The following is a 22,569-nucleotide window of genomic DNA, read 5'->3' as shown; positions in this document are numbered from 1 at the left end:
TCAGAAGGCGCAGGCGATGACCAACTCGGGCGTACGGTCGGGCAGCTTGTCCAGCTTGGCGATGCGTCCCGCCGAGGTGAGGTCGCCCTCGATCAGCGCCAGCTTGTCGAGCAGCTCCGCCGGCCCCAGCGCCTCGGCCAGCGGCACGTCGGCCTTCATCGACAGCTTCCGGTCGCTCTTGGCCCGCCGAACCTGGCGCAGCGCGTCGCCGGCCAGGTCGAGCAGGCTCGCGTCACCCTCAGGCGCGACCCGGGTCAGCTCGTACGTCGTCGGCCAGGTCGCCTTGTGCACCGACCCGTACCGCCACCACGACCAGACCTCCTCCGTCACGTACGGCAGGAACGGCGCGAACAGCCGCAGCAGTACCGACAGCCCCGCCGCCAGCGCCGCCCGGGCCGAGTCGGCGCCGGGCCCCTGCGCGTACGCCCGCTCCTTGACCAACTCGATGTAGTCGTCGCAGAACGTCCAGAAGAACGCCTCGGTCGCCTGCAACGCCTCGGTGTGGTCGTACCTGTCGAACGCCTCGGTCGCCGTGCCGACCACCGCCGCGAGCCGGGTCAGCATCGCCCGGTCGAGCGGCTCGGTGACCGGCTGCCGCAGCGCCTCGGCCGCGCCCAGCCCGAGCGCGAACTTCGACGCGTTGAGCAGCTTGGTCGCCAGCCGCCGGCCGACCTTGATCTGGGCCGGGTCGAACGCCAGGTCGGCCCCGGGCCGTCCGTTGGCCGCCCAGTACCGCACCGCGTCCGAGCCGTTCTGCGTCAGCAGGTCCATCGGGGTGACGACGTTGCCCTTGGACTTGGACATCTTCTTACGGTCGGGGTCGAGGATCCACCCGGACAGGACTGTCGTCTTCCACGGCAGGACGTCGCTTTCCTGGTCGGCCCGCAGGACCGAGGAGAACAGCCAGGTGCGGATGATCTCTTGCCCCTGTGGGCGCAGATCCATCGGGAAGGTCCGCCGGTGCAGGTCGTCGTCGTGCTGCCAGCCGGTGACGATCTGCGGCGTCACCGATGAGGTGGCCCAGGTGTCCATCACGTCCGGGTCGGCCGTGAAGCCACCCGGAACGTCGCGCTGCGACTCGTCGAAACCGGGCGGACACTCCGAGGAAGGGTCGACCGGCAGCGCCGTTTCGTCCGGTATGAGAAGCTGGTCGTAGTCCGGTTCGCCAGCGTTGTCGAGCCGGTACCAGACCGGGATCGGCACGCCGAAGAACCGCTGCCGGCTGATCAGCCAGTCACCGGTCAGCCCGTTCACCCAGTGCTCGTAGCGATGCCGCATGTGCTCGGGGAACCACTGCAACTCCTTGCCCCGGGCGATCAGCCGCTCGCGCAGCGCGGGCTCGCGGCCGCCGTTGCGGACGAACCACTGCCGGCTGGTGACGATCTCCAGCGGTGAGTCGCCCCGCTCGTAGAACTTGACCGGATGGGTGATCGGCCGCGGCTCGCCGATCAGGTCGCCGGACTCGGTGAGCAGCCGGACGATCTCCCGCCGGGCCGCGTTGACGGTCAGGCCGGCGAACTCCCGGTAGGCCGCCTCGGGAACATCCGCCGGACGGTCGGCCAGGAACCGGCCGTCGCGCCCGAGAACGACCCGCGTCTCGAGCTGAAGGTCGCGCCACCAGGTGACGTCGGTGATGTCACCGAACGTGCAGACCATCGCGATGCCGGTGCCCTTGTCGATCGCGGCCATCGGATGGGCCTTGACCGGCACCTCGACGTCGAAGAACGGCGTCCGGACACTGGTCAGGCCCTCGTAGCGCTCGTCGCCCGGGTGGTAGACCAGCGCGACGCAGGCCGGCAGCAGCTCGGGCCGGGTCGTGTCGACCTCGACCGGGCCGTCCGGCCCGTGGAAACGCAGCCGGTGGTACGCGCCCGGGCGCTCCCGGTCCTCGAGCTCGGCCTGCGCGACCGCCGTGCGGAACCCGACGTCCCACAGCGTCGGCGCCTCGGACGTGTAGGCCTCGCCGCGCGCCAGGTTGTTGAGGAAGGCGCGCTGCGAGACGGCCTGCGAGTGCCGCCCGATCGTCGTGTAGGTCAGCCCCCAGTCGACCGAGAGGCCGAGCGTGCGCCACAGCGCCTCGAAGGCCTTCTCATCCTCGGTGGTCAGCCGGCCGCACAGCTCGACGAAGTTGCGCCGCGAGATGGCGATCGGCTGCTTGGGCGGCGTGGCCGGCGGCTCCCAGGCCGGGTCGTAGGGCAGCGCCGGGTCGCACCGGACGCCGTACACGTTCTGGACCCGGCGCTCGGTCGGCAGCCCGTTGTCGTCCCAGCCCATCGGATAGAAGACGGCCTTGCCGCGCATGCGCTGGAACCGCGCGACCGTATCGGTGTGGGTGTACGAGAAGACGTGCCCCATGTGCAGCTCGCCCGATACGGTCGGCGGAGGCGTGTCGATGCTGTATACATCCGAGCGCTCCTTCGAGCGGTCGAACGCATACGTGCCCTCCTCCTGCCAGGTCCGCGCCCACTTGTCCTCGAGCCCGTCCAGCGACGGCCGCTCGGGGAGACCGGCGCGTCCGGTCGTTCCCGTATCAGTCATGGCTGAATGCTACGGCGCGGCCGGATCGAGGGCTTGGCAATAAGCGTCACGCCGACGCCTCGTGGTCGAGCAGCCACTGCTTCACCGGCACACCCCAGCGGTAGCCGCCGAGCGTGCCGTCCAGCCGCAGCACCCGGTGACAGGGCGTGAAGAGCGCGACCGGGTTGCGCGCGCAGGCCGACGCCGCGCCGCGGACCGCGGCCGGACGCCCGGCCAGGCGCGCGAACTCCGAATAGGTCACCGGGGCGCCCGGCTTGATCTCGCGCATGACCTGCCACGCGTACCGGATGAAGGGCCCGCCGGTCCGCTGCTCGACGGTCACGGCGTCGATCGCCGAGCGGTCACCGTCGAAATAGGACCGGACGTGGCCGGTGACCGGCCCGACGTCGTCGGCCGGCTCGGCCGGGGCGCGCAGATCGGGATGGATCAGGCTCACCAGGTCGGCCACGTCGGTCGTGAAGCCGGCGGCGCGCACGGCGCCGGACGGGGAGACGATCACGGTCAGCGGGCCGGTAGGGGTGTCCAGCGTGCGGTATTTCAACATCGGGTCCTCCTGGGGTCGCGCTTCAGCTTGGCCCGTTCGGACGGGCCATGGGAAAGATCTTGTTGAGCCTGTGGACAACGCGTCAGGCCGCTCTCCACAGCCGGATCAGTCCGTATGAGCGCCACGGCCGCCACCGCTCGGCGTGCGCGGCGAGCGCCCTGGCCGCGGTCGGCAGGCCCAGAGCCGCTGCTCCGCGGCGTACGGCGAGATCGGTGGGAAGGAAGACGTCCGGATCGCCGATCGCCCGCATCGCGACATATCCGGCCGTCCACGCGCCTATCCCGGGGAGTTCTTCCAGGCGGGCGACGGTTTCGGCCCGGTCCGCGCCCGGCTCGAGGTCGATTTTGCCGTCGGCCACGGCCGCCGCCACCCGCCGGATCGTGTCCCGCCGCGCCGCCGGCATCCCGAACGCCGCATCCGGCAGGTCGGCCACGACCGCGGCGGAGGGAAAAGCAGCGAGGCCCACTTCGGAGGGAAGGGCGACCCGGGCCGCTGCGATGATCCGGCCCAGGGTCGTTCGCGCGCCGGCCACCGAGACCTGCTGGCCCACGATCGCCCGCACGGCCATCTCGAAACCGTCGACCGCGCGCGGCACCCGTACACCCGGCTCCTCGGCGACAGCCGTCGCCAGCGCGCCGTCCGCACCCAGCGTGGCGTCGACCGCGTCGGGGTCCGCGTCCAGATCGAAGAGCCGCCGGCAGCGGGCCACGGCCGGCGCCAGGTCGCGGACGTCGCCCAGCCGCAGCGTCGCCGTGACGAACCGGTCGGCCGGCGTCAGCGCCACGGTCGCGCTTCCATGGGGCAGGGACAGGCCTCGGCGGTACGTGTTCCCGTCGCGCTCCTCGACCCCCGGCAGCGCCCGCGTCCCGAGGAAGTCGAGCAGCGCCGGCACGTGCAACGGCGAACGGTACGCCAGCCGTACGGAAATCGTCCCCGGCTCGTCCGCCGCACCACTGGCCCGCCGGGCCCGCAGCTGGCCGGGCGCCTGCGCGTACACCTCCTGGATGGTGTCGTTGAACTGGCGGACGCTGCCGAAACCGGCCGCGAACGCGATCTCGGCCAGGCCCAGGCCGGTGGTCTCGATCAGAATGCGCGCCGTCTGCGCGCGCTGGGCCCGGGCCAGGGCCAGCGGCCCGGCGCCGAGTTCCGCGGTCAGCAGCCGGTTCAGGTGACGCTCGGTGTAACCGAGGCGGCTCGCCAGCCCCGGCACGCCCTCCCGGTCGACCACCCCGTCGCCGATCAGGCGCATCGCGCGCCCGACCAGGTCGGCCCGCACGTCCCACTCGGGTGAGCCGGGCGCCGCGTCCGGCCGGCAGCGCTTGCAGGCGCGGAAGCCGGCCCGCTGCGCGGCGGCCGCGCTCGGGTGGAAGCGCACGTTCTCCCGCTTCGGCGTGATCGCCGGGCAGGACGGGCGGCAGTAGATGCCGGTGCTGGTCACGGCGGTGAAGAACCAGCCGTCGAAGCGCTGGTCCCGGCTGTCCACGGCCCGGTAGCACCGCTCGAAGTCCAGTTCCATGTCGTTGAGTCTGCGCTTGCCGCTGTACGGATTGCTGGCGGGATTCGGACATGGCCATGCACCCCGTAGACTGACGCTCCGTGAGCCTCACCATCGGAATCGTCGGCCTGCCCAACGTCGGCAAGAGCACCCTGTTCAACGCCCTGACCAAGAACGACGTGCTCGCCGCGAACTACCCGTTCGCGACGATCGAGCCGAACGTCGGGGTCGTCGGGCTGCCCGACGAGCGCCTGGAGAAGCTGGCCGAGCTGTTCAAGAGCGAGAAGGTCATTCCGGCGCCGGTCAGCTTCGTCGACATCGCCGGCCTGGTCCGGGGCGCGTCGAAGGGGCAGGGGCGGGGCAACGCGTTCCTCGCCAACATCCGCGACGCCTCGGCCATCTGCCAGGTCGTACGCGCGTTCTCCGACCCGAACGTGCTGCACGTCGACGGCAAGGTGTCGCCGTCCGACGACATCGAGACGATCAACACCGAGCTGATCCTGGCCGACCTCCAGACGGTCGAGAAGGCGCTGCCCCGCCTGCAGAAAGAGGCGAAGCTCAAGAAGGACCGGGCGCCGGTCGTGGCCGCCGCCGAGGCCGCGTTCAAGCTGCTCAACGACGGTGTCACGCTGCACGCGGGCGCGGCGAAGGCCGGCATCGACGTGGAGCTGCTGGGCGAGCTGCACCTGCTGACGACCAAGCCTTTCCTGTACGTGTTCAACGTCGACGAGGAAGAGCTCGGCAACGCCGCGTTCCTCGACGAGCTGCGCGCCCTCGTGGCGCCGGCCGAGGCCGTCTTCATGGACGCCAAGATCGAGTCCGAGCTGATCGACCTGTCTCCCGAGGACGCGCAGGAGCTGCTCGAGTCGACCGGCCAGACCGAGCCCGGCCTCAACCAGCTGATCCGGGTCGGCTTCGACACGCTGGGCCTGCAGACGTACCTGACGGCCGGCCCGAAGGAGGCCCGCGCCTGGGTGATCCCGGTCGGCGCGACCGCCCCCGAGGCCGCCGGCGTCATCCACAGCGACTTCCAGCGCGGCTTCATCAAGGCCGAGATCGTCAGCTTCGACGACCTGATGGCCGCCGGCTCCATGTCCGCCGCCAAGGCCGCCGGCAAGGTCCGCATGGAGGGCAAGGACTACATCATGAAGGACGGCGACGTCGTCGAGTTCCGCTTCAACGTGTGACGAGCACGGCGCCCGGCTCAGCTCTTGGGGCCGGGCACCAGCTTGTCCAGGTCGATTTCGATCGGGAACGGCACTGTGGTGCGCAGCGTGTGGCGATGGATGCCGGTCGGCACGTACGACCGGGTCGGTTCGTCGAGTTCGTAGGCGTGAACCACCGGCGATGTGTCCTCGACTTCGATGCGCCAGTAACTCGCAATACCGGCTTCGGCGTACTTACGCAGCTTGACCGTTCGATCGCGGTGTGCCGACTCCGGTGAGACAACCTCTCCGACCAGAAGTGCCTCTTCGGGCGTGTAAAAAGTACGGAAGAGGTCGAAGGGCGCCCTTGTGATCAGGAGATCGGGCTCGGGACGGTTCCATTTGTCGAGCCGAATGGTGATCTCGCGGTCGACCGCGATGCCTTCGGGGACCTGATTCGTCAGAGCGTTCACCAGCGCGGTAATCATCCGGGCGTGCCAGATCCGCTGGGGGGACATCATGAAGACGAGTGCTCCATCGATGAGCTCGGTATGGCGCGGTGCTTCGGGCAGTCGGTCGAGGTCGTCGGCGTACCACCCCTCTGGCCGAGGTGGGCGCATCCACTCGGGCACCGCGGTCATGGCGTCACCGTAGCATTCTGACGTGACGGATCGCGTCAGATGAAGATCCACTTGCGGGAGATGAAGTAGTTGATCGTGGAGAGGGCGGCGGTGGTCAGGACCTTGGCGATCAGGTACATGACGCCGAGAGTGGTCAGGGCCTTGACCAGCAGGACCGTGATCAGCAGGTTCACCGCTACCAGGGCCAGGTATTTGGCCAGCTGATGCCGGAGGCGGCCGGTGGAGGCGAAGGCCCACTGGCGGTTGAGCAGGAAGTTGACCAAGAAGCCGGCCAGGAACGCGATGGCGGTGGCGGGCTCCAGCCACATGCCGGCCAGGCCGTGCAGCACCCAGAGCAGGCCCGCGTCGACGACCACGCTGGTGCCACCGACGATCAGGAAGCGGAAGCCGCTGCTGCGGGTGATGCGAAGTGCGGTTTCGCCGAGGGTGCCGGCCGTCATCGGCGGACCAGGGCGAGCAGCAGCGCCAGGCCGGAGCGGAACAGGTAGATCATCGCCTTGGTCGGCGAGTTGCTGGGCGTGCCGCCCTGGCGGGGGCGCATCGACACCGGGATCTGCTTGATCACGTACCCGCAGCGCTTGGCCTGGACGATCGTGTCGACCGTGTCGCCGAGGTATTCGACCGGGAAGTTGCGCGAGTAGAAGTTGATCAGCTCGCCGCGGCAGGCCCGGTAGCCGGAGGTGGTGTCGGTCAGCCTCGTGCGGGCGATCGCGGACAGCGCCTTCGACAGCAGCTTCATCGCCCACTGCCGCGGGCCGGCCACCTTGTAGACGCCCTCGCCGGCGAAGCGGGCGCCGATCACGAGGTCGGCGTCGGACAGCGCGTCGATCATGTCCTTGATGTATCGGGGGTCGTGCTGACCGTCGGCGTCCATCTGCACGGCGACGTCGTACTCGTGCTCGACCGCGTACCGGTAGCCCAGCCGGCGGGCTCCGCCCACCCCGAGGTTGTAGGGGAGCCGGACGACCTTGGCGCCGGCGGCCCGGGCGACAGCGGCCGTCGCGTCCCGTGAACAGTCGTCGACGACCAGAATGTCCATTCCGGGGACTTCTTGCTGAAGTTCCTTGATCACCGCGGCGATCGATTCCGCCTCGTTCCACGCGGGCAGGATCGTCAGCACACGTTCCATTGTCGCGGTCACGGTGTTTTCACTTTCTCCCGCAATTCCTGCAATTCGGCGACATCGGCCCGAAGTAGGGCAATCTCCTCGGAGAGGCTTCGGGTTTCCTCCTCCAGCCGGCTGCTCTCCCACGAGAGGTGCACGGTGACCAGAAGCAGGAAGACGACGCTGGCGAACAGGAAGAGGCTCAGCCCGGACGCGATGCCGAGGAACGAGGACAACCCGTCGAGCAGTGTCGGGATGAACGCCAGCGGAAGCACGGCGACCGCCACGAGCAGCCACAAGGCGCCGTACTTCTCACGCAGTTGCCGCCGCCGCAACAACTCGAATATCACGACCAGCATGACAAGGCCGGTCGTGGCCGTCACGAAAGTAAGTCTCATTGATTGTCCCCCGCTGTCCCCGCGGTCTTAGCGTGCGGACACTACCGCACACCCACCACATTCGAGAGATTGAGGCTTGGGGATTTTTGGGTAAGTATCGGTGTACAACAGGCAAATGACGTCGGTCTGTCTATGCGCGGGCTGTGGCGTGCGGCCGTTGCTGCTACCGTTTCGCCGGTCATTCGCTGGTTGACGCCACCGGCGCCCCAGGGCAGGAAGATTAACGACCATCATGACGACAGAGGTCATGCCGACCGTGCAGCGCGACGCGACGGCGGCGAAAGAAAGCTCCGGCCGTCTCCGGTGGGCCATCATCGGAGCCCTGGTTCTGGGATGGCTGGCCGCGTTCGTGTGGCGGCTCTGGCTCGGGCACCCGATCACGCACCCGGTCGCGCACACCGACGAGGACAGCTACATGAACGCCGCGCGCGCGATCGCCGGCGGTCCGGGCGGCTTCAGCTCGGAGACCCCACTGTTCCGCCGGGTCGGGTACCCGCTGCTCGTGTCGCCCGCCTTCCTGTTCAACCTCGACTTCGCGACCTCGTACAAGATCGTCCAGGTCATCAACGCGGCGATCAGCGCCCTCACCCTGCCGCTGGCCTACCTGCTGGCCCGCCGGATGTTCGGGCTCAAGACGTGGGTCGCGCTGGCCGCCGGCGTCGTCGCGGTCACCATGCCGGCCGGCACGTTCTGGTCGCTGGTGGGCATGACCGACGCGGTCATGGCGCCGCTGCTGCTCGGCTGGTTCCTGGCGGTCCACTGGTGGCTCGGCGACACCACGCGCAAGGGCGCCGCGATCACCGTGGGTGCGCTGACCGGCGCGCTCTACATGGTCCACGTCCGCGGCACGATCCTCGCCGCCGTCTACTTCGCGTTCCTGGCCTTCCTGATCTACCGCCGCAAGGCGACCTGGCGCCTGGCCGCCCTGTCGGTCGTGCCGCTGGTGCTGCTGGTCGCGCTCAACCAGATCATCATCGTGCTGCTCGGTGACAAGGTGCACATCCGCGGCGACATCGTCGGCGGCGGCACCCTCGAGGTGTTCACCAGCGCCCAGCGGCTCCAGGTGTTCTTCGGCTCGCTCGGCACCAACATCTGGTACATGTGCGTGGTGACCGCGGGTCTGGCCGGCATCGGCTGGGCCCTGGCCACGTTCGAGATGTTCCGGCCCAAGCGCGACGTCGCGTTCCGCTGGACCGGTGGACTGGCCCTGTTCAGCACGCTCGGCGTGGCCCTGGGCGCCGCGCTGATCCTGGCCGGTCTGGTCGACACCAACGCCGACGCCATCTACTCGCGGTACGTGCAGGCGTTCGTCCCGTTCTGGATCGTTTTCGGCTTCGCCGTGGTGGTGCGAAGCAGCCTCCGTGAGGTGGCGAAGTACGCCGTGGTGCCGGTTCTGGTCCTCGGCGCGGGCGGAGCCCTGATCGCGTACCGGCTGCACTATGTCGCCGAGCAGGGGCACAAGCTGTCGTACGGCGTCTTCGGCGGCCCGGACATCATGACCATCACGGGCGGCTACGCCAATTTCCGCCCGCTCGTCGGTACGGCCATCGGGCTGGCCGGGCTCGCCGTGATCGTGGCCCTCACCCGGTTCCGCCGGCTCGCGATTCCGGTGCTGGTGCTGATCGTGGCGGCGAACCTCGTGACCATGTCGGTGATGCGCGACCGCCTCATCCAGGCGCTCGGTGACAAGTTCAGCACCGCGATCGATCTGAAGAAGCTCGGCGTCGGTCCCGGTGACAAGGTCGCTCTCAGCACCAGGATGACCAACGAGGGCTACTTCGTCATGTACCACGACGTCTATTGGCAGGAGGTCGGCTTTCTGCCGAAGAGCGGCCTCCCGCCGGCCGACGTCGACGTCGTGATCGGCCGCTACATCCCCTCGTATCCGGACTACACCTGGAACGGCACCAAGTACGGCTTCAAGCTGTTGCAGAGCACGGGTGCCGCCGACGGCCAGGTCGGCGTCTGGCGCCGTCAGTAGCGCCGATCGCTCAGACGAGGGCCCGTTCGTAACAGACCGAGAGGTCGGAGCCGACGTACGGGCCGAAGAGCGGGATCTCGCGGTAGCCCTCCCGCTCGTAGAAGCGGATCGCGTCGGGCTGAGCCGGGCCCGTCTCGAGGCGCAGAGTGGTCCAGCCCCGGCTGCGGGCGGCCTCCTCCAGTGCCCGCAGCAGGGCGGTGGCCGTGCCACTGCCCCGGCTCGCGGGAGTCACGTACATCCGCTTGACCTCGGCGCTGACGTCGTCCAGGCGGCGCAGCGCGCCGCAGCCCAGGGCGCGCCCGTCGTCGTCGAACGCGACCAGGAAGAGGTCGATGTCGGCGGCCGAGGGCGGCGTGCCGGGCTCGTGGTCGTCACTGCCGTAGCGCTGGTCGAGTTCCGCCCGCTGCGCCGTTCGCAGGGCGATGCCGGCCGGGTCGTCCCAGGGTCGTTCCTCGATGGTGGTCATGCACGTCCTCCAGTCGTAACAAGCGTTACGGTAACATGTGTTACGTGGCACGGACGGCGGACAAGAAGGCACAGGAGGCGGCGCTCTCCCGCGCCGTGTGGGACGTGCTGGGGCAGCAAGGTTTGGAGCGATTGACCGTACGGGCGGTGGCCGCGGCCGCCGGATGCACGACCGGACTCGTCATGCATCGGTTCCCCAACCGGCAGGCGCTCCTGCGGCATGCCCGGCAGCTGCTGCACGAGAAGACCCGGGACCGGGTCGAGGCGCTGGAGCGGGACGCGCCGTCGCCGCGCGCCGCGCTGCGGGAGGTGCTGCGTCAAGGGCTAGCGCTGGACGCCGAGGCTCGGCAGGAGAGCGTCGTCTGGATGGGTTTCCTGGCCGCGGCCGTCGCCGACGACGAGCTCGTCGAGAGGCACCGGGCCAACAACCGCGCCTGGCGGGCCCGCGTGGAACGGCTGGTCGGTGAGGCCGCGCCGGCCTGGCCGCCCACTCGGGTGTCCGATGTGGCCCTCGGCCTGATCGCCATGGCCGAGGGCGCCGCCGCCTTCGCCGCGGCCGACCCCGGCGCGTACCCGCCGGCGGCCCAGGAACGCATGCTGACCGAGGCGCTGGCGGCGTACCAGCTCAGCGAGGAGCGTCGCTGGCGATCTCGTTGAGCGCGGCCGCCAGCTTTTCGAGGTCGATACCGTCGAGGTGGTCGAAGATGTGCCGCCGGACGCTGGCCAGGTGGGTCGGCCAGGCCTCGCGCAGGCGGGCCAGGCCGCGCTCGGTGAGCACCGCGTTCCACCCGCGCAGGTCGTCCTCGCACTTGACCCGGGTCAGGTAGCCGAGCGACTCGAGCTTGGCCGCGAGCCGGGTCATGCCGCTCAGCGACATGTCGCACGCCTGGGCCAGTTCACTCATCCGCATGCGGCCGTGCTCGGACTCCGACAGGTGCCGCAGCACGTTGTATTCGCTGGCCGACATGCGCTGCTCGCGCTCGAGGTCGGTGTTCAGCTGCCGGGGGAGCAGTTGCAGCATCCGGCCGATGCCCCGCATGACCGCTTCCTCCGAGGGCGTCAGGGCATGGAGGCCCGGCGGGAGCGCCGGGTCGGGCGTTGTGGCGGACATGACATTGATCGTACGGCCAACGCCCAGGAATACTTCTTTGACGTAGCAAGTTTAGTGAGCGTCACAGACACAAGAAACAGAGATCGGAGCCACCGATGACCACCAAGATCGGCATCATCCTGGGCAGCACGCGTCCCGGCCGTAACGGCGAGGCCGTGGCCAAGTGGGTGCTGGACATCGCGTCCAAGCGCACCGACGCCGAGTTCGAGCTGGTGGACCTCCTCGACTACAACCTCCCGCACCTCGACGAGGCCATCCCGCCGTCGATGGGCCAGTACACCAAGCCGCACACCCTCGAGTGGGCCAAGAAGATCGCGTCGTTCGACGGCTTCATCTTCGTCACCCCCGAGTACAACCACTCCACCTCGGGCGCGCTCAAGAACGCGATCGACTTCCTGTTCGCCGAGTGGAACAACAAGGCCGTCGGCTTCGTCGGCTACGGCTCGGTCGGTGGCGCCCGCGCCGTCGAGCACCTGCGCCTGATCGCCGGTGAGCTCATGCTGGCCGACGTCCGCGCTCAGGTCCTGCTCTCGCTCGCGACCGACTTCGAGAACTACAGCAAGTTCCTGCCGGGCGCCCACCAGGAGGCGGCCCTCAACACCGTCCTCGACCAGACGGTGGCCTGGAGCACGGCCCTCAAGCCGCTGCGCAACGCTGCCTGATCAACTGGGACACACCGGAGCGGGGGGTGCTTGCATCCCCCGCTTCGCGCAGCACAATGCCTAGGGTGCAAAACCAGACAACTAGTGACTCTTTGCAGCAACTGCTTGAAATGCCACGAAAGTCTTGGTGGGCCCGGCTGCCGTTCGGGGTCCGCATGGCGGCCGGCGGCGGTGCGCTGCTGGTCGTGACGTCCGTGGCCGTGGGGGGCGTGGCCGCCCTGACCAGGGACGACCCCGCCGCCCCGCGGATCGTCACGGCCGTCGGGCAGGCCGCCGCCTCCCCGGCCGCACAGGACCCGCAGGCGCCGGCCCCGGTCGCCCCGCACCACGCGAAACCGCAGTACGACGCGGCGGCCAGCCTGCCCCGGATCGACAATCAGGCCGACCGCACCGCCACCCGCACCCCGAAACAGGCGGCCGCGGTGCCGCCGTCCAAGCCGCTGCAACAATCGCGGCGACGGCCCCAGCAACAAGGGCAGCCCCAACAACAGCCGCAGCAACAAATGCCTCCGCCCGTGATCGCCGCCGGCGATCCGCGTCCCGTGCTGACCACCCGCACGGAGACCGAGACGCGCGAGATCCCGTTCCAGACCCGCCTCGTGCGCGATCCGTCGCTGCCCCGCGGCGCGCGGAAGATCCAGACCGCCGGTGTGCCCGGCGAGGAGACCCTGCGCTACCTGGTGACCTTCACCGACGGCAAGCAGACCGAGCGCCGCCTGCTGGACAGCACCATCACCAGGCAGCCGCAGCACCGGGTCATCGTGTTCGGCTCGCGACGGGGACCGGCCGGACCGGGTGCCGGCGGCCGCCCGCCTAAGGGCTGTGACGACTTCTGCCTGCCGCTCGGCCGGTCGGCGGACTGCCGGCAGGAGAGCGCCGCCCAGCTCGGCGGCTCGGTCACGATCCTCGACCAGGACATCGCGCTGCTCGACGCCGAATCGCTCGGAAATCTCGGGTGCGGCCCGAAGTGGGCGTCGCCAAGATAGGGCGCGTGGACTTCGACGAATTGCTCGCGGAGGCGGCGGCCGTTCCCCTCGAGGGCTGGGATTTCTCCTGGTTCGACGGCCGTGCCACCGAGGAACGCCCGTCGTGGCGTTACGCCGATCGCGTCGCCGAGCGGCTGAGGACCGCGAGTGCCGCATTGGATCTGCAGACCGGCGGGGGCGAGGTCTTCTCGTACGCCATCGGCAAGGCCCCGGGACAACGCCGGCTGGTCGCCACGGAAGCGTGGCAACCGGAGGTGGCCGCCCGCAACCTCGAGGCTCTCGTGGTGCGAGCCGACGACCATCTGCCGTTCCTCGACGCCACGTTCGACCTGGTCGTGAGCCGTCATCCGGTGAGCACGCCCTGGACCGAGATCGCCCGCGTGCTGCGTCCCGGCGGCATTTTCCTGTCTCAGCAGATCGGCGACGGCAGCAATCGCGAATTGTCGGAGGCCATGCTCGGTCCCCTTCCGCCTCCGGCGAGGAGAAACCCGGGGCGGCTCGCGGAAGCGGCCGGTCTGGAGCTTCTTGACGTACGGGCCGAGCGCCTGCGCGCCGAATTCCTCGACGTCGCCGCCGTGGCGTATTTCCTGCGTAAGGTGATCTGGACCGTGCCCGACTTCACCATCGAGAAGTACCGGGACCGGTTGCGGGCGGTCCACGAGGAGATCAGCGTGAAGGGCATGTTCGTCTCCTACGCGACCCGCGTGCTGATCGAGGCGCGCCGGTGGCCCTGACCGAGGCTCAGCTGGCCGCGATGGCCGCCGAGCTGATCCTCGTGCCCGGCGTCACCGCGGTGGTGCTGGGTGGCAGCCGCGCCCGCGGCACACACCATCCCGGTTCCGACACCGACCTGGGGCTCTATTACCGGCGGCCGCTCGACATCGACCGGTTGTCCGAGGTCGCCCGCGCCCTCGCCGGCCCCTCGGCGCAGGTGACGGCGCCCGGCGGGTGGGGCCCGTGGGTGGACGGCGGCGGCTGGCTCGAGGTCGGCGGCGACGCGGTCGATCTGATCTATCGCGATCTCGACCGGGTCGCCGACGTCTGCGAGTCGGTCGAACGGGGCCGGTACGCGTTCCACACGCAGGCGGGCCATCCGCTCGGGTTCGCCGATCACGCGTACGCCGGGGAAGTCGCCCTGGCCCGGGTCCTGGCCGACCCCTCGGGAGAGGTCGAAGGGCTGCGCCGGCGGCTGCGGGTCTATCCGCCGGCCCTGGCCCGTGAGCTCGTGGCCGGTCTGTGGGAGGCCGACTTCCTCGTCAAGCTCGCCCGCAAGGGCATCGCGCGCGGCGACAGCGCGTACGTCTCCGGCTGTCTGTTCCGCCTGGTCGGGGTGTGCGCGCACGCCCTGCACGGAGCGGCCGGCCGATGGCTGATCAACGAGAAGGGCGCGGTGGCCGCCGCGGCCGCCCTGCCCGGCGCTCCGGCCGAGTTCGCCGAGCGGGTCGACAAAGCCTTCGCCGCCGTGGACGGCGACCCGCTGCGGCTGCGGCTGGCCGTCGACATCGCCGCCGATCTGGTGCTCGACACCGCCGACGCCTGCATGATGATGTCGCGATGACCGCAGACGAGCCCACCATCCTCGCGACCAGCGCCTTCTTCGAGGTCGGCCGCTTCGGCGACTTCGCCTGGCGCCCCGGCAAGATCCATCGGTTCGCGGCCGAGCTGGCCCACGTGACGCAGCCGCGGATCTGCTTCCTGACCCAGGCCAGCGGCGACTTTCCGCAGGTCATCGGTGCTCACTACGCGGCGTTCGCCCGCACCGAGTTCATCGCGTCGCACCTTCAGCTCATCCCGATGCCGAATGTGGCCGACATCCGGTCGCACCTGCTCGAGCAGGACATCATCTGGGTGCACGGCGGCAGCGTGGCCAACCTGTGCGCGCTGTGGCGGGTGCACGGGGTCGACGAGATCCTGCACGAGGCCTGGCAGGCCGGTGTGGTGCTCGGCGGTGTCTCGGCCGGCTCGATCTGCTGGCACCAGGGCGGCAGCACGGACAGCTTCGGGCCGGACCTGCAAGCGTTCACCGACGGGCTGGGCTGGCTGCCGTACAGCAACGGCGTGCACTACGACGCCGAGGAGCAGCGCCGCCCCAAGATGCACGAACTGATCGGCGACGGCACTCTGGGCGACGGCTACGCCACCGACGACGGGGCCGCCCTGGTCTACCGGGGCACGACCCTGTCCGAGGTCGTGGCCGACCGGCCGGGGCCGCTCGGCTACGCGCTGCGCCGGCGGGACGACGGCTCGGTGGAGGAGACGCCGCTTCCGACCCGGGTGCTCTAACTCGCGTAGTGCAGGATCACGTTGTGCACGTGGTGGGTCTTGTCCGAGCCGCGGAACTCGACCTCGTACGTGTGCGTGCCGACCGTGATGGCGATCGTGCCGGTGGAGAAGAACTGGCCGGCCCAGCTCTTGTTGCTGACCACGCTGACGCTGCTGACCTTCGAGTACGGGATGCTCGTGATCGCGAAGCGCTTACCGACGAAGGACTTGTCCTGGATGATGATGCGGCGGTTGGTCAGCCCGATGAAGCCGGTGCCCGCCCCGATCGCGTCGTAGACGGCGATGATCGTCTCGCCGTCGAGCAGGCCGCTCTGCACCTGCTCGAACTGGCCCTTGCTGTCGTAGGTCACGTCGCTCATGGCGCGAGCGTAGCGAGGAGGGGCTATTGCGGGTTGGTCAGCTCGGAATCGGTCACCGTGCGGTAGAAATCCTCGATTCGGGCGGCGAGGGCGACCTCACCGTCGGTGAGGGTGTCACCGTCTCGATCACCCACGCAGATCTGAGTGTGACCGTTGGTGCGCCTGATGTTGGGTTGAATGCGAAGTGTGTCCGCCGCCACCTTGATCCGTTCGGTCAATGCGGCATGCTGACTGTCGTCGCACGCGAGCTCGCGCCGGAGCTGGACGCCGTCGCGCGTCCACTCGCTCAGCACGGTCAAAGCGTCTGTCAGGTAGTCGGAGCGGTTCACTCGCTGTCTTCTGGCCCGCATCGCCCATCCCCCTAGGCGTCGTTGCCGGCTTGTGGCCAAACTGTCGCCGTGTCGTCATGGTCGGTGCCTCACAGTCTTGCTCTCCAGGACAAGCATGTCCACGCCCACATATATGTGTTTGCGTGACGATCGGGACGGCTCGGGCACCCGGAACGGCAAACTTTTGTGGAAAGCTCTGATCTCATGCGGTCGGAACAGGATGTCAAGTCACCAAAGTCACGCAGAGTAATCGTGGCGGCGGTGATCATCAATGACGGTCGCGTACTGGCATGCGAGCGGTCGGCGCCGCCCGAGGTCGCGGGCCGCTGGGAGTTTCCGGGGGGAAAGGTCGAGCCGGGCGAGACCGAGGAGCAGGCCCTGGCCCGGGAGTGCGTCGAGGAGCTCGGCGTCCGGGTCGAGGTCGGCGGCCGGGTCGGGCCGGACGTCTCCCTCGCGCACGGCCGGGCCGTGCTGCGGGTCTTCAACGCCCGGCTGCTGGGCGGCGACATGCCGCGGGCGCTCGAGCACACTGCCATGCGCTGGCTCGGGGTGGACGAGCTGGACAGCGTGCACTGGCTACCCGCGGACAAGCCGATCGTCGCGGAACTGCCCGCTCTACTGAGCGTCTGAGCCGTACGTCTTGCGCAGTTCCCGCTTGAGGACCTTGAAACTGGGCCCGAGCGGGAGCGACTCCGCGAAGCGGATCTTGCGGGGGTACTTGTGCTTGCCGAGCTTCTCGCGCGACCACTCGATCAGCTCGTCGGCCGAGACACTGCCCTGTTCGGCGACGACCACCGCGCAGATCTCCTCGCCGTGCGTCGCGTCGGGCACACCGATCACGGCCACCTGCTGCACCGCCGGATGCCGGGCCAGCGCCTCCTCCACCTCACGCGGGTAGACGTTGAAGCCGCCCCGGATCACCAGGTCCTTCTTGCGGTCGACGATCGCGATGAAGCCGTTCTCGTCCTTGGTGCCGAGGTCGCCCGTACGGAACCAGCCGTCGACCACCGCCTCCTGGGTCGCCGACGGGTTGTTGAGGTAGCCGGCGAAGACGTTGTGGCCGCGGATGACGATCTCGCCGAGCTCGCCGTCGGGCAGCAGCTCGATCCGCTCGTCGATCTCGGGCCGGGCGATCTCGACCTCCACACCCCAGATCGGGTGCCCGACCGTGCCCGGCTTGGTGCCGAACGCCGGCTGGTTGGTGGTCGCCGTCGGCGAGGTCTCCGAGAGGCCGTACCCCTCGAAGATCTCGGCATGGAAGGTCTCGTTGAACTTCTCCAGCACGGCGACCGGCAGCGAGGCGCCGCCGGAGACGCAGAGCCGCAGCTCGGGAAGCTTCTCGGCCTTGCTCGCGGCCTCCAGCAGCCCGATGTACATGGTCGGCACGCCATGGAAGATGGTCACGTTCTCCTTGACCATCAGCTGGATGGCGGCCTCGCCGGTGAAGCGGGCGAGCAGGACGAGGGTGCCGCCCATCCGGAAGGTGCCGTTCATGCCGACGGTCTGGCCGAACGTGTGGAACAGCGGCAGGCAGCCCATCGTCACGTCGTCCGGGCGCAGATCGTGGATGTCGAAGACGTTCACGATCGTGTTCATGACGAGGTTGAGGTGGGTCAGGAGCGCGCCCTTGGGCTTTCCGGTGGTGCCGCTCGTGTAGAAGATGACCGCGACGTCCTCGGCCTCGCGGCTGACGTACGTCCGGAGCGGCGTCGTCACGGCTTCCTCGAGCCGTGCGATGCCCGGCACCGCGGGGCCGACCGAAGCCACCCCGACCTCCGCGATCTTGGCGGCCGCCACCGCGTTCTCCAGCTGCGAAGAATGCGCGACCAGCAGCTTGGCGCCGCTGTCCCGCAGGACGTAGGCGTTCTCCTCGGGGGTGAGGAGCAGGTGCATCGGTACGATCGTCGCGCCGACCGCCAGCGTCGCGTAGTAGACCCGGGGGAAGTCGGCCAGGTTGGGGATCTGGATGGCGACGACGTCGCCGGGGCCGACGCCCAGCTCGCGCAGCCCCGAGGCGTACGCAAGCGTCTGTTGCCAGAGATCGCGATAGGTGATCCGTTCGGTGGTGACGCTGTCGATCACGGCGATCTTGTCGGGGAACTTGCGAGCCGACTCGGCCAGGACGGTGGCGAGCGACAATTGGGTCATGCCAGGTGACCTCCGATCTTCGTGTACCCGCGGAGCAGGTCCCGCGAGATGATCAGGCGCTGCATCTCGTCGGTGCCTTCATAGATACGCATAAGTCGCACCTGGCGGTACCACCGTTCGATCGGAAGCTCGCGCGTGTATCCCATGCCGCCGTGGATCTGCATGACGCGGTCGACGACCTCGTTCACCATCTTCGCGCCGTAGAGCTTGGCCATCGACGAGGCGTGCCGCGGGTCCCAGCCCTGGTCGACCGTCCACGCGGCGCGCAGGATCAGCCAGCGGGCGGCCTCGATCTCGACCTCGGAATCGGCGATCATCCATTGGATGGCCTGGTTCTCGCCGATCTTCCGGCCGAACGTCTCCCGGGTGTTGGCGTAGTCGATCGCCATGCCGAGCGCGCGCTCGGCGATGCCCAGGGCGTTCGACGGGATCAGGTACCGGCCCTTGCCGATCCACTTCATGCCCAGCTCGAAGCCCTGGCCGATCTCGCCCAGGATGTTGCGGGCCGGCACCCGTACGTTGTCGAAGACCAGGGCCGCCGGGCCGCCCTCGCCCATGGTCTGGATGAACTCGGAGCGCCAGCCCATCTCGCGGTCGACCAGGAACGCGGTCGTGCCGCCGCCGCGAACGCCCTTCTCCCGGTCGGTGACCGCGACGACGATGACGAAGTCGGCGTCGTTGCCGTTGGTGATGAACGTCTTCTCGCCGTTCAGCACCCAGTCGTCGCCGTCCTTGGTGGCGCTGAGCTTGATGTTCGCCGCGTCCGAGCCGGCGCCCGGCTCGGTGATCGCGAAGCAGGAGATGCGCTCGCCCTCGATCGTCGGGATCAGGAACTCCCGCTTCTGGTCCTCATTGGCGTAGTAGAGGATGTTGTCCGCCTCGCCGCCGAACTTGAACTGGATGAAGGTGCGGCCCACCTCGGTCCAGATCAGCGACTGGAGTACGGCCGGGAGGTTCATCCCCCCGTACTCCTCCGGGGTCGACAGGCCCCAGAAGCCGAACTTCTTGGCCTTTTGCTGTAGCTCCCGCAGTTCGCTGAGTTCCAGGCCGGGCTGGTGGCGACGCTCGCGGAGCAGCGCCTCCTGTTCCAGCGGCATGACCTCGCGGGTGATGAACTGCCGGGCGGTGTCGCGAATCGCGCGTTCCTCGTCGGTGAGCGAGAAGTCCATGTGCTTTAAACTAGCGGTGTAAGTTTTAACACGTCCAGTGCAAGTTTTTCGATGGGAGACCGACTTGGCGCGGCCACGGCAGGCGTTGCTGACCCGGGAGCGGATCGTCGAGGCGGCATCGGCACTCATCGACGCCGAAGGGCTGGACGCGCTCTCGATGCGGCGGCTCGCCACTGAACTGGGTGTGCAGGGTCCGTCGCTCTACAACCACTTCGCGACCAAAGCGGAGATCGTGGACGCGGTCGCCGACTCGGTTGTCGCTCAGGTCGACTTGTCGTTTTTCCAGTCCTGTAAGTGGCCGGATGCCCTAAAAAAATGGGCTATGTCCTATCGGGCGGTGCTGGCCGAGCATCCGAACATCGTTCCGGTGCTGGCGCAGGGCCCCGGCCGCCGTCCGGCCGGTCTGGCCATGGCCGAGGCCGTGTACGGGGCGCTGGTCGAGGCCGGCTGGAGCTACGCGCGCGCCACCCACATCGGCGCGCTGATGCGCTACCTGGTCACCGGCTCGGCGCTCGGCTCGTTCGCGCTGGGCTTCGACGTGGATCCACAGCTTTACGAACGTTATCCACACCTGCACCACGCCCCGCTTCTGGCGGAGCATCATGAGGCCGTGGACGAGGGCGCCTTCGAACTCGGCCTGGACCTGCTGATCAACGGCCTTCAGGCCCGACAAGAGATGGGGACCCGTTCATGACATCGCTCGATCGCCCACACCTCTACCTCGGTGGGGAGTGGGTCCCGCCCACCTCCACCGAGACGATCGCGGTTGAGAACCCGGCGACCGAGGAAGTCCTGGCCCACGTTCCGGCCGGCTCGGCCGAGGACGTGGATCGCGCGGTCGCCGCGGCCAAGGCCGCCTTCGACGGCTGGGCGGCCACCCCGAGAGCCGAGCGGGCCCAGGTGCTCGACCGGCTGCACACCTCGCTGACCGCCCGCGCCGGTGACATCGCCAAGACCGTCGGGCTCGAGCTGGGCACGCCGGTCAAGGTCGCCCAGCGGGTCCAGGCGGGACTGCCGCTTGCGGTCCTTCGGGGGTACGCGGACCTGGCCGCGCGCGAGGCGCACGAGGAGACCATCGGCAACTCGCTGATCGTGCACGAGCCGGTGGGTGTGGTCGGCGCCATCACCCCGTGGAACTACCCGCTCCACCAGGTCGTGGCCAAGGTCGCGGCGGCCCTCGCGGCCGGGTGCACCGTGGTGCTCAAGCCGAGCGAGCTGACGCCCCTGGTGGCGTACCTGCTGATCGACGCGGCCGAGGAGGCCGGCGTGCCGGCCGGCGTGCTCAACCTGGTCACCGGCACCGGCCCGGTGGTCGGCGCGGCCATCGCCGGGCACCCCGATGTGGACATGGTGTCGTTCACCGGCTCGACGGCGACCGGCAAGGCCATCACGCACGCGGCGGCCGACCGGGTGGCCAAGGTGGCGCTCGAGCTGGGCGGCAAGTCGGCGAATGTCATCTTGGAAGATGCCGACGTGACCCGGGCGGTCAAGGTCGGTGTCGGCAACGCCTTCCTCAACTCCGGTCAGACCTGCACGGCCTGGACCCGCATGCTCGTGCACCGCGACCACTACGACGAGGCGGTCTCGTTGGCGGCCAAGACCGCTGCCGGCTACACCGTGGGCGACCCGTTCGACGAGGGGACGCGGCTCGGGCCGCTGGTCTCCGCCGCGCAGGCTTCCCGCGTGCGTGGCTTCATCGACCGTGCCTCAGCCCGGCTGGTCGCGGGCGGGCTCGAGGCGCCGGTTCCGTCAACCGGACATTTCGTCGCGCCGACCGTTTTCGCCGACGTCGACCCCGACAGCGAGCTCGCCCAGGAGGAGATCTTCGGCCCGGTGCTGTCGATCATTCCGTTCTCCTCGGACGACGAGGCGGTGTCGATCGCCAACAACTCCCGCTACGGCCTGGCCGGTGGCGTGTGGGGCTCGCCGGACAGGGCGCTCGCGGTGGCACGCCGGCTGCGCACGGGTGCGGTCGACGTGAACGGGGGCGCGTTCAATCCGTTCGCGCCGTTCGGTGGCTACAAGCAGTCCGGTGTCGGCCGCGAGCTGGGCGAGTACGGTCTCGCCGAGTTCCAGCAGGTGAAGGCGATCCAGCGATGACCGCGTGGTTCAACGGGCTCGTCCTGCGCGAGGCGGGCGCCCGGCCGGCCGTGGCCGAGCTTCACCTGCCCGAGGTCGGCCCCGGGCAGGTGCGTATCAAGGTGCGGGCGGCCGGGGTCTGCCACAGCGACCTGTCCATGGTGAACGGGACGATCCGCCCCTCGTACCCCCTGGTCCTCGGCCACGAGGCCGCGGGCGAGGTGGTGGAGGTCGGCGAGCGGGTCACCCGGGCCGCGGTGGGCGACCACGTGGTGCTGAACTGGCAGCCGGCGTGCCGCAACTGCTGGTTCTGCCAGAACGGCGAGCCGTGGCTGTGCTCGACGTCGTCGGGCGTCGCCTCCCTGGAGAACGGGGTGACCCTGGACGGTGTGCCGGTGCACGTCGGCCTGGGCCTGGGCGCCTTCGCCGAGCAGGTGGTGGCGCCGGAGAACGCGGTGGTCCGGGTGCCGTCCGAACTCGACTTCGAGCGGGCGGCGCTGCTGGGCTGCGGTGTCCTGACCGGTTTCGGCGCGGTCCGCAACACGGCCCAGGTCGCCACGGGCGAGTCGGTGGTGGTGATCGGCCTGGGCGGCGTGGGCCTGTCGGTGGTGGCGGCGGCCCGGGCCGCGGGCGCCTCGGACGTCATCGCGGTCGACGTCTCCGAGGCCAAGAAGGGCCTGGCCGAATCGGCCGGGGCGACCGACTTCGTGGTCTCCTCCGACACCCTTTCCAAAGAGATCCGAGGCCGTACGTCGGGCCGGGGGGCCGACCACGCCTTCGAGTGTGTGGGGCGCGCCGCCACGATCCGCGCGGCCTGGCGCGCCACCCGGCGCGGCGGCCGGGTGACGGTGGTCGGCATGGGCTCGAACGACGACCAGGTGTCCCTGTCGGCCCTGGACATCTTCTCCTCCAACCGGACGCTGCGCTCCTCGGTCTACGGGCAGGCCGACCAGGACGTCGAGATCCCGGCCCTGGCCGCCGAGGTCCTGTCCGGCCGGATCAGCCTGGACCACCTGATCACCGACCGCATCACCCTGCCGGAGGTCCCGGACGCCTTCGACCGCATGGCCCGGGGCGAGGGCGCCCGCTCGGTGGTCGTCATCTGAAAGTCGGCGGTCTCGGGCGCGTCCG

General features: G+C 69.4%; 25 protein-coding genes. 12 read left to right on the top strand and 13 right to left on the bottom strand.

Annotated elements, in window-relative coordinates; translation table 11 throughout:
• From valS to AB0C26_RS08175, 3 genes are all read right to left on the bottom strand, one after another.
• Entirely contained in the window at positions 1-2,538 is a 2,538-nt protein-coding gene (gene valS / locus AB0C26_RS08185; RefSeq protein ID WP_360243352.1) for a valine--tRNA ligase, read from the bottom strand.
• A 46-nt stretch (positions 2,539-2,584) separates the two neighbouring features.
• The gene (locus AB0C26_RS08180) at positions 2,585-3,082 is read right to left on the bottom strand and encodes a methylated-DNA--[protein]-cysteine S-methyltransferase (RefSeq protein WP_360243349.1); all 498 of its coding nucleotides are present in this window, start codon (positions 3,080-3,082) and stop codon (positions 2,585-2,587) included.
• An 82-nt stretch (positions 3,083-3,164) separates the two neighbouring features.
• Positions 3,165-4,598: an AlkA N-terminal domain-containing protein gene (locus AB0C26_RS08175; protein WP_360243346.1), complete on the bottom strand. Its 1,434-nt coding sequence runs from the start codon at positions 4,596-4,598 to the stop codon at positions 3,165-3,167.
• Positions 4,599-4,678: 80 nt separating this feature from the next.
• On the opposite strand from AB0C26_RS08175, the gene ychF reads away from it, so the two are divergent.
• Positions 4,679-5,764: a redox-regulated ATPase YchF gene (ychF, locus tag AB0C26_RS08170; RefSeq protein WP_360243343.1), complete on the top strand. Its 1,086-nt coding sequence runs from the start codon at positions 4,679-4,681 to the stop codon at positions 5,762-5,764.
• Positions 5,765-5,781: 17 nt separating this feature from the next.
• Here the strand turns inward: ychF and AB0C26_RS08165 are convergent, their stop codons facing one another.
• Genes AB0C26_RS08165 through AB0C26_RS08150 form a run of 4 tightly spaced genes read right to left on the bottom strand, consistent with a single transcriptional unit; the run spans position 5,782 to position 7,851 of the window.
• A complete protein-coding gene (locus AB0C26_RS08165) occupies positions 5,782-6,363 on the bottom strand; it encodes a Uma2 family endonuclease (RefSeq protein ID WP_360243340.1) in 582 nt (193 codons plus the stop codon).
• Positions 6,364-6,398: 35 nt separating this feature from the next.
• On the bottom strand, positions 6,399-6,803 hold the full coding sequence (locus tag AB0C26_RS08160; protein ID WP_360243337.1) for a GtrA family protein: 405 nt from the start codon (positions 6,801-6,803) through the stop codon (positions 6,399-6,401).
• The gene (locus AB0C26_RS08155; protein WP_360243334.1) at positions 6,800-7,492 is read right to left on the bottom strand and encodes a glycosyltransferase family 2 protein; all 693 of its coding nucleotides are present in this window, start codon (positions 7,490-7,492) and stop codon (positions 6,800-6,802) included. The genes AB0C26_RS08160 and AB0C26_RS08155 overlap by 4 nt, the downstream gene beginning before the upstream one ends.
• A gap of 8 nt (positions 7,493-7,500) precedes the next feature.
• Positions 7,501-7,851, bottom strand: coding sequence for a DUF2304 domain-containing protein (locus AB0C26_RS08150; protein ID WP_360243331.1), 351 nt, complete (start codon positions 7,849-7,851; stop codon positions 7,501-7,503).
• 247 nt (positions 7,852-8,098) lie between these two features.
• Here AB0C26_RS08150 and AB0C26_RS08145 point away from each other — a divergent pair, with 247 nt between their 5' ends.
• Entirely contained in the window at positions 8,099-9,847 is a 1,749-nt protein-coding gene (locus AB0C26_RS08145) for a hypothetical protein (protein ID WP_360243328.1), read from the top strand.
• A gap of 10 nt (positions 9,848-9,857) precedes the next feature.
• On the opposite strand, the gene AB0C26_RS08140 is transcribed toward AB0C26_RS08145, so the two are convergent.
• Positions 9,858-10,313: a GNAT family N-acetyltransferase gene (locus AB0C26_RS08140; RefSeq protein WP_360243325.1), complete on the bottom strand. Its 456-nt coding sequence runs from the start codon at positions 10,311-10,313 to the stop codon at positions 9,858-9,860.
• Between the two features lie 44 nt (positions 10,314-10,357).
• Here AB0C26_RS08140 and AB0C26_RS08135 point away from each other — a divergent pair, with 44 nt between their 5' ends.
• The gene (locus tag AB0C26_RS08135; RefSeq protein ID WP_360243322.1) at positions 10,358-10,969 is read left to right on the top strand and encodes a TetR family transcriptional regulator C-terminal domain-containing protein; all 612 of its coding nucleotides are present in this window, start codon (positions 10,358-10,360) and stop codon (positions 10,967-10,969) included.
• Here the strand turns inward: AB0C26_RS08135 and AB0C26_RS08130 are convergent.
• Complete coding sequence (locus tag AB0C26_RS08130; RefSeq protein WP_360243319.1) at positions 10,938-11,423, bottom strand: MarR family transcriptional regulator; 486 nt, start codon at positions 11,421-11,423, stop codon at positions 10,938-10,940. The two genes, AB0C26_RS08135 and AB0C26_RS08130, sit on opposite strands and share 32 nt — an antisense overlap.
• Before the next feature lie 95 nt (positions 11,424-11,518).
• On the opposite strand from AB0C26_RS08130, the gene AB0C26_RS08125 reads away from it, so the two are divergent.
• The 5 genes from AB0C26_RS08125 (at position 11,519) to AB0C26_RS08105 (ending at position 15,354) form a co-directional block, all read left to right on the top strand.
• Entirely contained in the window at positions 11,519-12,085 is a 567-nt protein-coding gene (locus AB0C26_RS08125) for an NAD(P)H-dependent oxidoreductase (protein WP_360243316.1), read from the top strand.
• Between the two features lie 110 nt (positions 12,086-12,195).
• Positions 12,196-13,071, top strand: coding sequence for a G5 domain-containing protein (locus tag AB0C26_RS08120; protein WP_360243313.1), 876 nt, complete (start codon positions 12,196-12,198; stop codon positions 13,069-13,071).
• Positions 13,068-13,805 (top strand): methyltransferase domain-containing protein, encoded by a 738-nt coding sequence (locus tag AB0C26_RS08115; RefSeq protein WP_360243652.1) that lies wholly within the window; start codon positions 13,068-13,070, stop codon positions 13,803-13,805. The genes AB0C26_RS08120 and AB0C26_RS08115 overlap by 4 nt, the downstream gene beginning before the upstream one ends.
• Positions 13,796-14,629 carry a nucleotidyltransferase domain-containing protein gene (locus AB0C26_RS08110; protein WP_360243310.1) on the top strand — a complete coding sequence of 278 codons (834 nt, stop codon included), beginning with the start codon at positions 13,796-13,798 and terminating at the stop codon, positions 14,627-14,629. Before AB0C26_RS08115 ends, AB0C26_RS08110 begins: the two co-directional genes overlap by 10 nt.
• The gene (locus AB0C26_RS08105) at positions 14,626-15,354 is read left to right on the top strand and encodes a peptidase E (protein WP_360243307.1); all 729 of its coding nucleotides are present in this window, start codon (positions 14,626-14,628) and stop codon (positions 15,352-15,354) included. Before AB0C26_RS08110 ends, AB0C26_RS08105 begins: the two co-directional genes overlap by 4 nt.
• On the opposite strand, the gene AB0C26_RS08100 is transcribed toward AB0C26_RS08105, so the two are convergent.
• The gene (locus tag AB0C26_RS08100) at positions 15,351-15,713 is read right to left on the bottom strand and encodes a PH domain-containing protein (protein ID WP_360243304.1); all 363 of its coding nucleotides are present in this window, start codon (positions 15,711-15,713) and stop codon (positions 15,351-15,353) included. The genes AB0C26_RS08105 and AB0C26_RS08100 overlap by 4 nt on opposite strands.
• Positions 15,714-15,736: 23 nt before the next feature.
• Positions 15,737-16,063 (bottom strand): pterin dehydratase, encoded by a 327-nt coding sequence (locus tag AB0C26_RS08095; protein ID WP_360243301.1) that lies wholly within the window; start codon positions 16,061-16,063, stop codon positions 15,737-15,739.
• A 183-nt stretch (positions 16,064-16,246) separates the two neighbouring features.
• On the opposite strand from AB0C26_RS08095, the gene AB0C26_RS08090 reads away from it, so the two are divergent.
• Positions 16,247-16,672, top strand: coding sequence for a (deoxy)nucleoside triphosphate pyrophosphohydrolase (locus AB0C26_RS08090; protein WP_360243298.1), 426 nt, complete (start codon positions 16,247-16,249; stop codon positions 16,670-16,672).
• On the opposite strand, the gene AB0C26_RS08085 is transcribed toward AB0C26_RS08090, so the two are convergent.
• Both AB0C26_RS08085 and AB0C26_RS08080 read right to left on the bottom strand, forming a co-directional pair.
• Positions 16,658-18,190 (bottom strand): long-chain fatty acid--CoA ligase, encoded by a 1,533-nt coding sequence (locus tag AB0C26_RS08085; protein ID WP_360243295.1) that lies wholly within the window; start codon positions 18,188-18,190, stop codon positions 16,658-16,660. The two genes, AB0C26_RS08090 and AB0C26_RS08085, sit on opposite strands and share 15 nt — an antisense overlap.
• Positions 18,187-19,359 (bottom strand): acyl-CoA dehydrogenase family protein, encoded by a 1,173-nt coding sequence (locus AB0C26_RS08080; RefSeq protein WP_360243292.1) that lies wholly within the window; start codon positions 19,357-19,359, stop codon positions 18,187-18,189. The genes AB0C26_RS08085 and AB0C26_RS08080 overlap by 4 nt, the downstream gene beginning before the upstream one ends.
• 64 nt (positions 19,360-19,423) lie before the next feature.
• On the opposite strand from AB0C26_RS08080, the gene AB0C26_RS08075 reads away from it, so the two are divergent.
• Genes AB0C26_RS08075 through AB0C26_RS08065 form a run of 3 tightly spaced genes read left to right on the top strand, consistent with a single transcriptional unit; the run spans position 19,424 to position 22,544 of the window.
• A complete protein-coding gene (locus tag AB0C26_RS08075) occupies positions 19,424-20,053 on the top strand; it encodes a TetR family transcriptional regulator (protein WP_360243289.1) in 630 nt (209 codons plus the stop codon).
• Positions 20,050-21,459, top strand: coding sequence for an aldehyde dehydrogenase family protein (locus AB0C26_RS08070; RefSeq protein ID WP_360243286.1), 1,410 nt, complete (start codon positions 20,050-20,052; stop codon positions 21,457-21,459). The genes AB0C26_RS08075 and AB0C26_RS08070 overlap by 4 nt, the downstream gene beginning before the upstream one ends.
• Positions 21,456-22,544: an alcohol dehydrogenase catalytic domain-containing protein gene (locus AB0C26_RS08065; RefSeq protein ID WP_360243283.1), complete on the top strand. Its 1,089-nt coding sequence runs from the start codon at positions 21,456-21,458 to the stop codon at positions 22,542-22,544. The genes AB0C26_RS08070 and AB0C26_RS08065 overlap by 4 nt, the downstream gene beginning before the upstream one ends.
• Positions 22,545-22,569 lie beyond the last annotated feature (25 nt).

Origin of the sequence: Actinoplanes sp. NPDC048796 (genome assembly GCF_040650035.1) — a bacterium.
Taxonomy (GTDB): Bacteria; Actinomycetota; Actinomycetes; order Mycobacteriales; family Micromonosporaceae; genus Actinoplanes.
The sequence above is the reverse complement of the archived record's forward strand: the minus strand, read 5'-3'. Positions and strand labels throughout refer to the sequence as shown.

What these genes read in the sequence shown, in the direction of transcription:
- AB0C26_RS08140 (WP_360243325.1), bottom strand. Translation starts at nt 10,313, where the DNA reads ATGACCACCATCGAGGAACGACCCTGGGACGACCCGGCCGGCATCGCC.
- AB0C26_RS08155 (WP_360243334.1), bottom strand. Translation starts at nt 7,492, where the DNA reads ATGGAACGTGTGCTGACGATCCTGCCCGCGTGGAACGAGGCGGAATCG.
- AB0C26_RS08105 (WP_360243307.1), top strand. Translation starts at nt 14,626, where the DNA reads ATGACCGCAGACGAGCCCACCATCCTCGCGACCAGCGCCTTCTTCGAG.
- AB0C26_RS08095 (WP_360243301.1), bottom strand. Translation starts at nt 16,063, where the DNA reads ATGCGGGCCAGAAGACAGCGAGTGAACCGCTCCGACTACCTGACAGAC.
- AB0C26_RS08125 (WP_360243316.1), top strand. Translation starts at nt 11,519, where the DNA reads ATGACCACCAAGATCGGCATCATCCTGGGCAGCACGCGTCCCGGCCGT.
- AB0C26_RS08065 (WP_360243283.1), top strand. Translation starts at nt 21,456, where the DNA reads ATGACCGCGTGGTTCAACGGGCTCGTCCTGCGCGAGGCGGGCGCCCGG.
- AB0C26_RS08165 (WP_360243340.1), bottom strand. Translation starts at nt 6,363, where the DNA reads ATGACCGCGGTGCCCGAGTGGATGCGCCCACCTCGGCCAGAGGGGTGG.
- AB0C26_RS08180 (WP_360243349.1), bottom strand. Translation starts at nt 3,082, where the DNA reads ATGTTGAAATACCGCACGCTGGACACCCCTACCGGCCCGCTGACCGTG.
- AB0C26_RS08080 (WP_360243292.1), bottom strand. Translation starts at nt 19,359, where the DNA reads ATGGACTTCTCGCTCACCGACGAGGAACGCGCGATTCGCGACACCGCC.
- AB0C26_RS08100 (WP_360243304.1), bottom strand. Translation starts at nt 15,713, where the DNA reads ATGAGCGACGTGACCTACGACAGCAAGGGCCAGTTCGAGCAGGTGCAG.
- AB0C26_RS08145 (WP_360243328.1), top strand. Translation starts at nt 8,099, where the DNA reads ATGACGACAGAGGTCATGCCGACCGTGCAGCGCGACGCGACGGCGGCG.
- AB0C26_RS08175 (WP_360243346.1), bottom strand. Translation starts at nt 4,598, where the DNA reads ATGGAACTGGACTTCGAGCGGTGCTACCGGGCCGTGGACAGCCGGGAC.
- AB0C26_RS08160 (WP_360243337.1), bottom strand. Translation starts at nt 6,803, where the DNA reads ATGACGGCCGGCACCCTCGGCGAAACCGCACTTCGCATCACCCGCAGC.
- AB0C26_RS08070 (WP_360243286.1), top strand. Translation starts at nt 20,050, where the DNA reads ATGACATCGCTCGATCGCCCACACCTCTACCTCGGTGGGGAGTGGGTC.
- AB0C26_RS08090 (WP_360243298.1), top strand. Translation starts at nt 16,247, where the DNA reads ATGCGGTCGGAACAGGATGTCAAGTCACCAAAGTCACGCAGAGTAATC.
- AB0C26_RS08085 (WP_360243295.1), bottom strand. Translation starts at nt 18,190, where the DNA reads ATGACCCAATTGTCGCTCGCCACCGTCCTGGCCGAGTCGGCTCGCAAG.
- AB0C26_RS08130 (WP_360243319.1), bottom strand. Translation starts at nt 11,423, where the DNA reads ATGTCCGCCACAACGCCCGACCCGGCGCTCCCGCCGGGCCTCCATGCC.
- valS (WP_360243352.1), bottom strand. Translation starts at nt 2,538, where the DNA reads ATGACTGATACGGGAACGACCGGACGCGCCGGTCTCCCCGAGCGGCCG.
- AB0C26_RS08120 (WP_360243313.1), top strand. Translation starts at nt 12,196, where the DNA reads ATGCCACGAAAGTCTTGGTGGGCCCGGCTGCCGTTCGGGGTCCGCATG.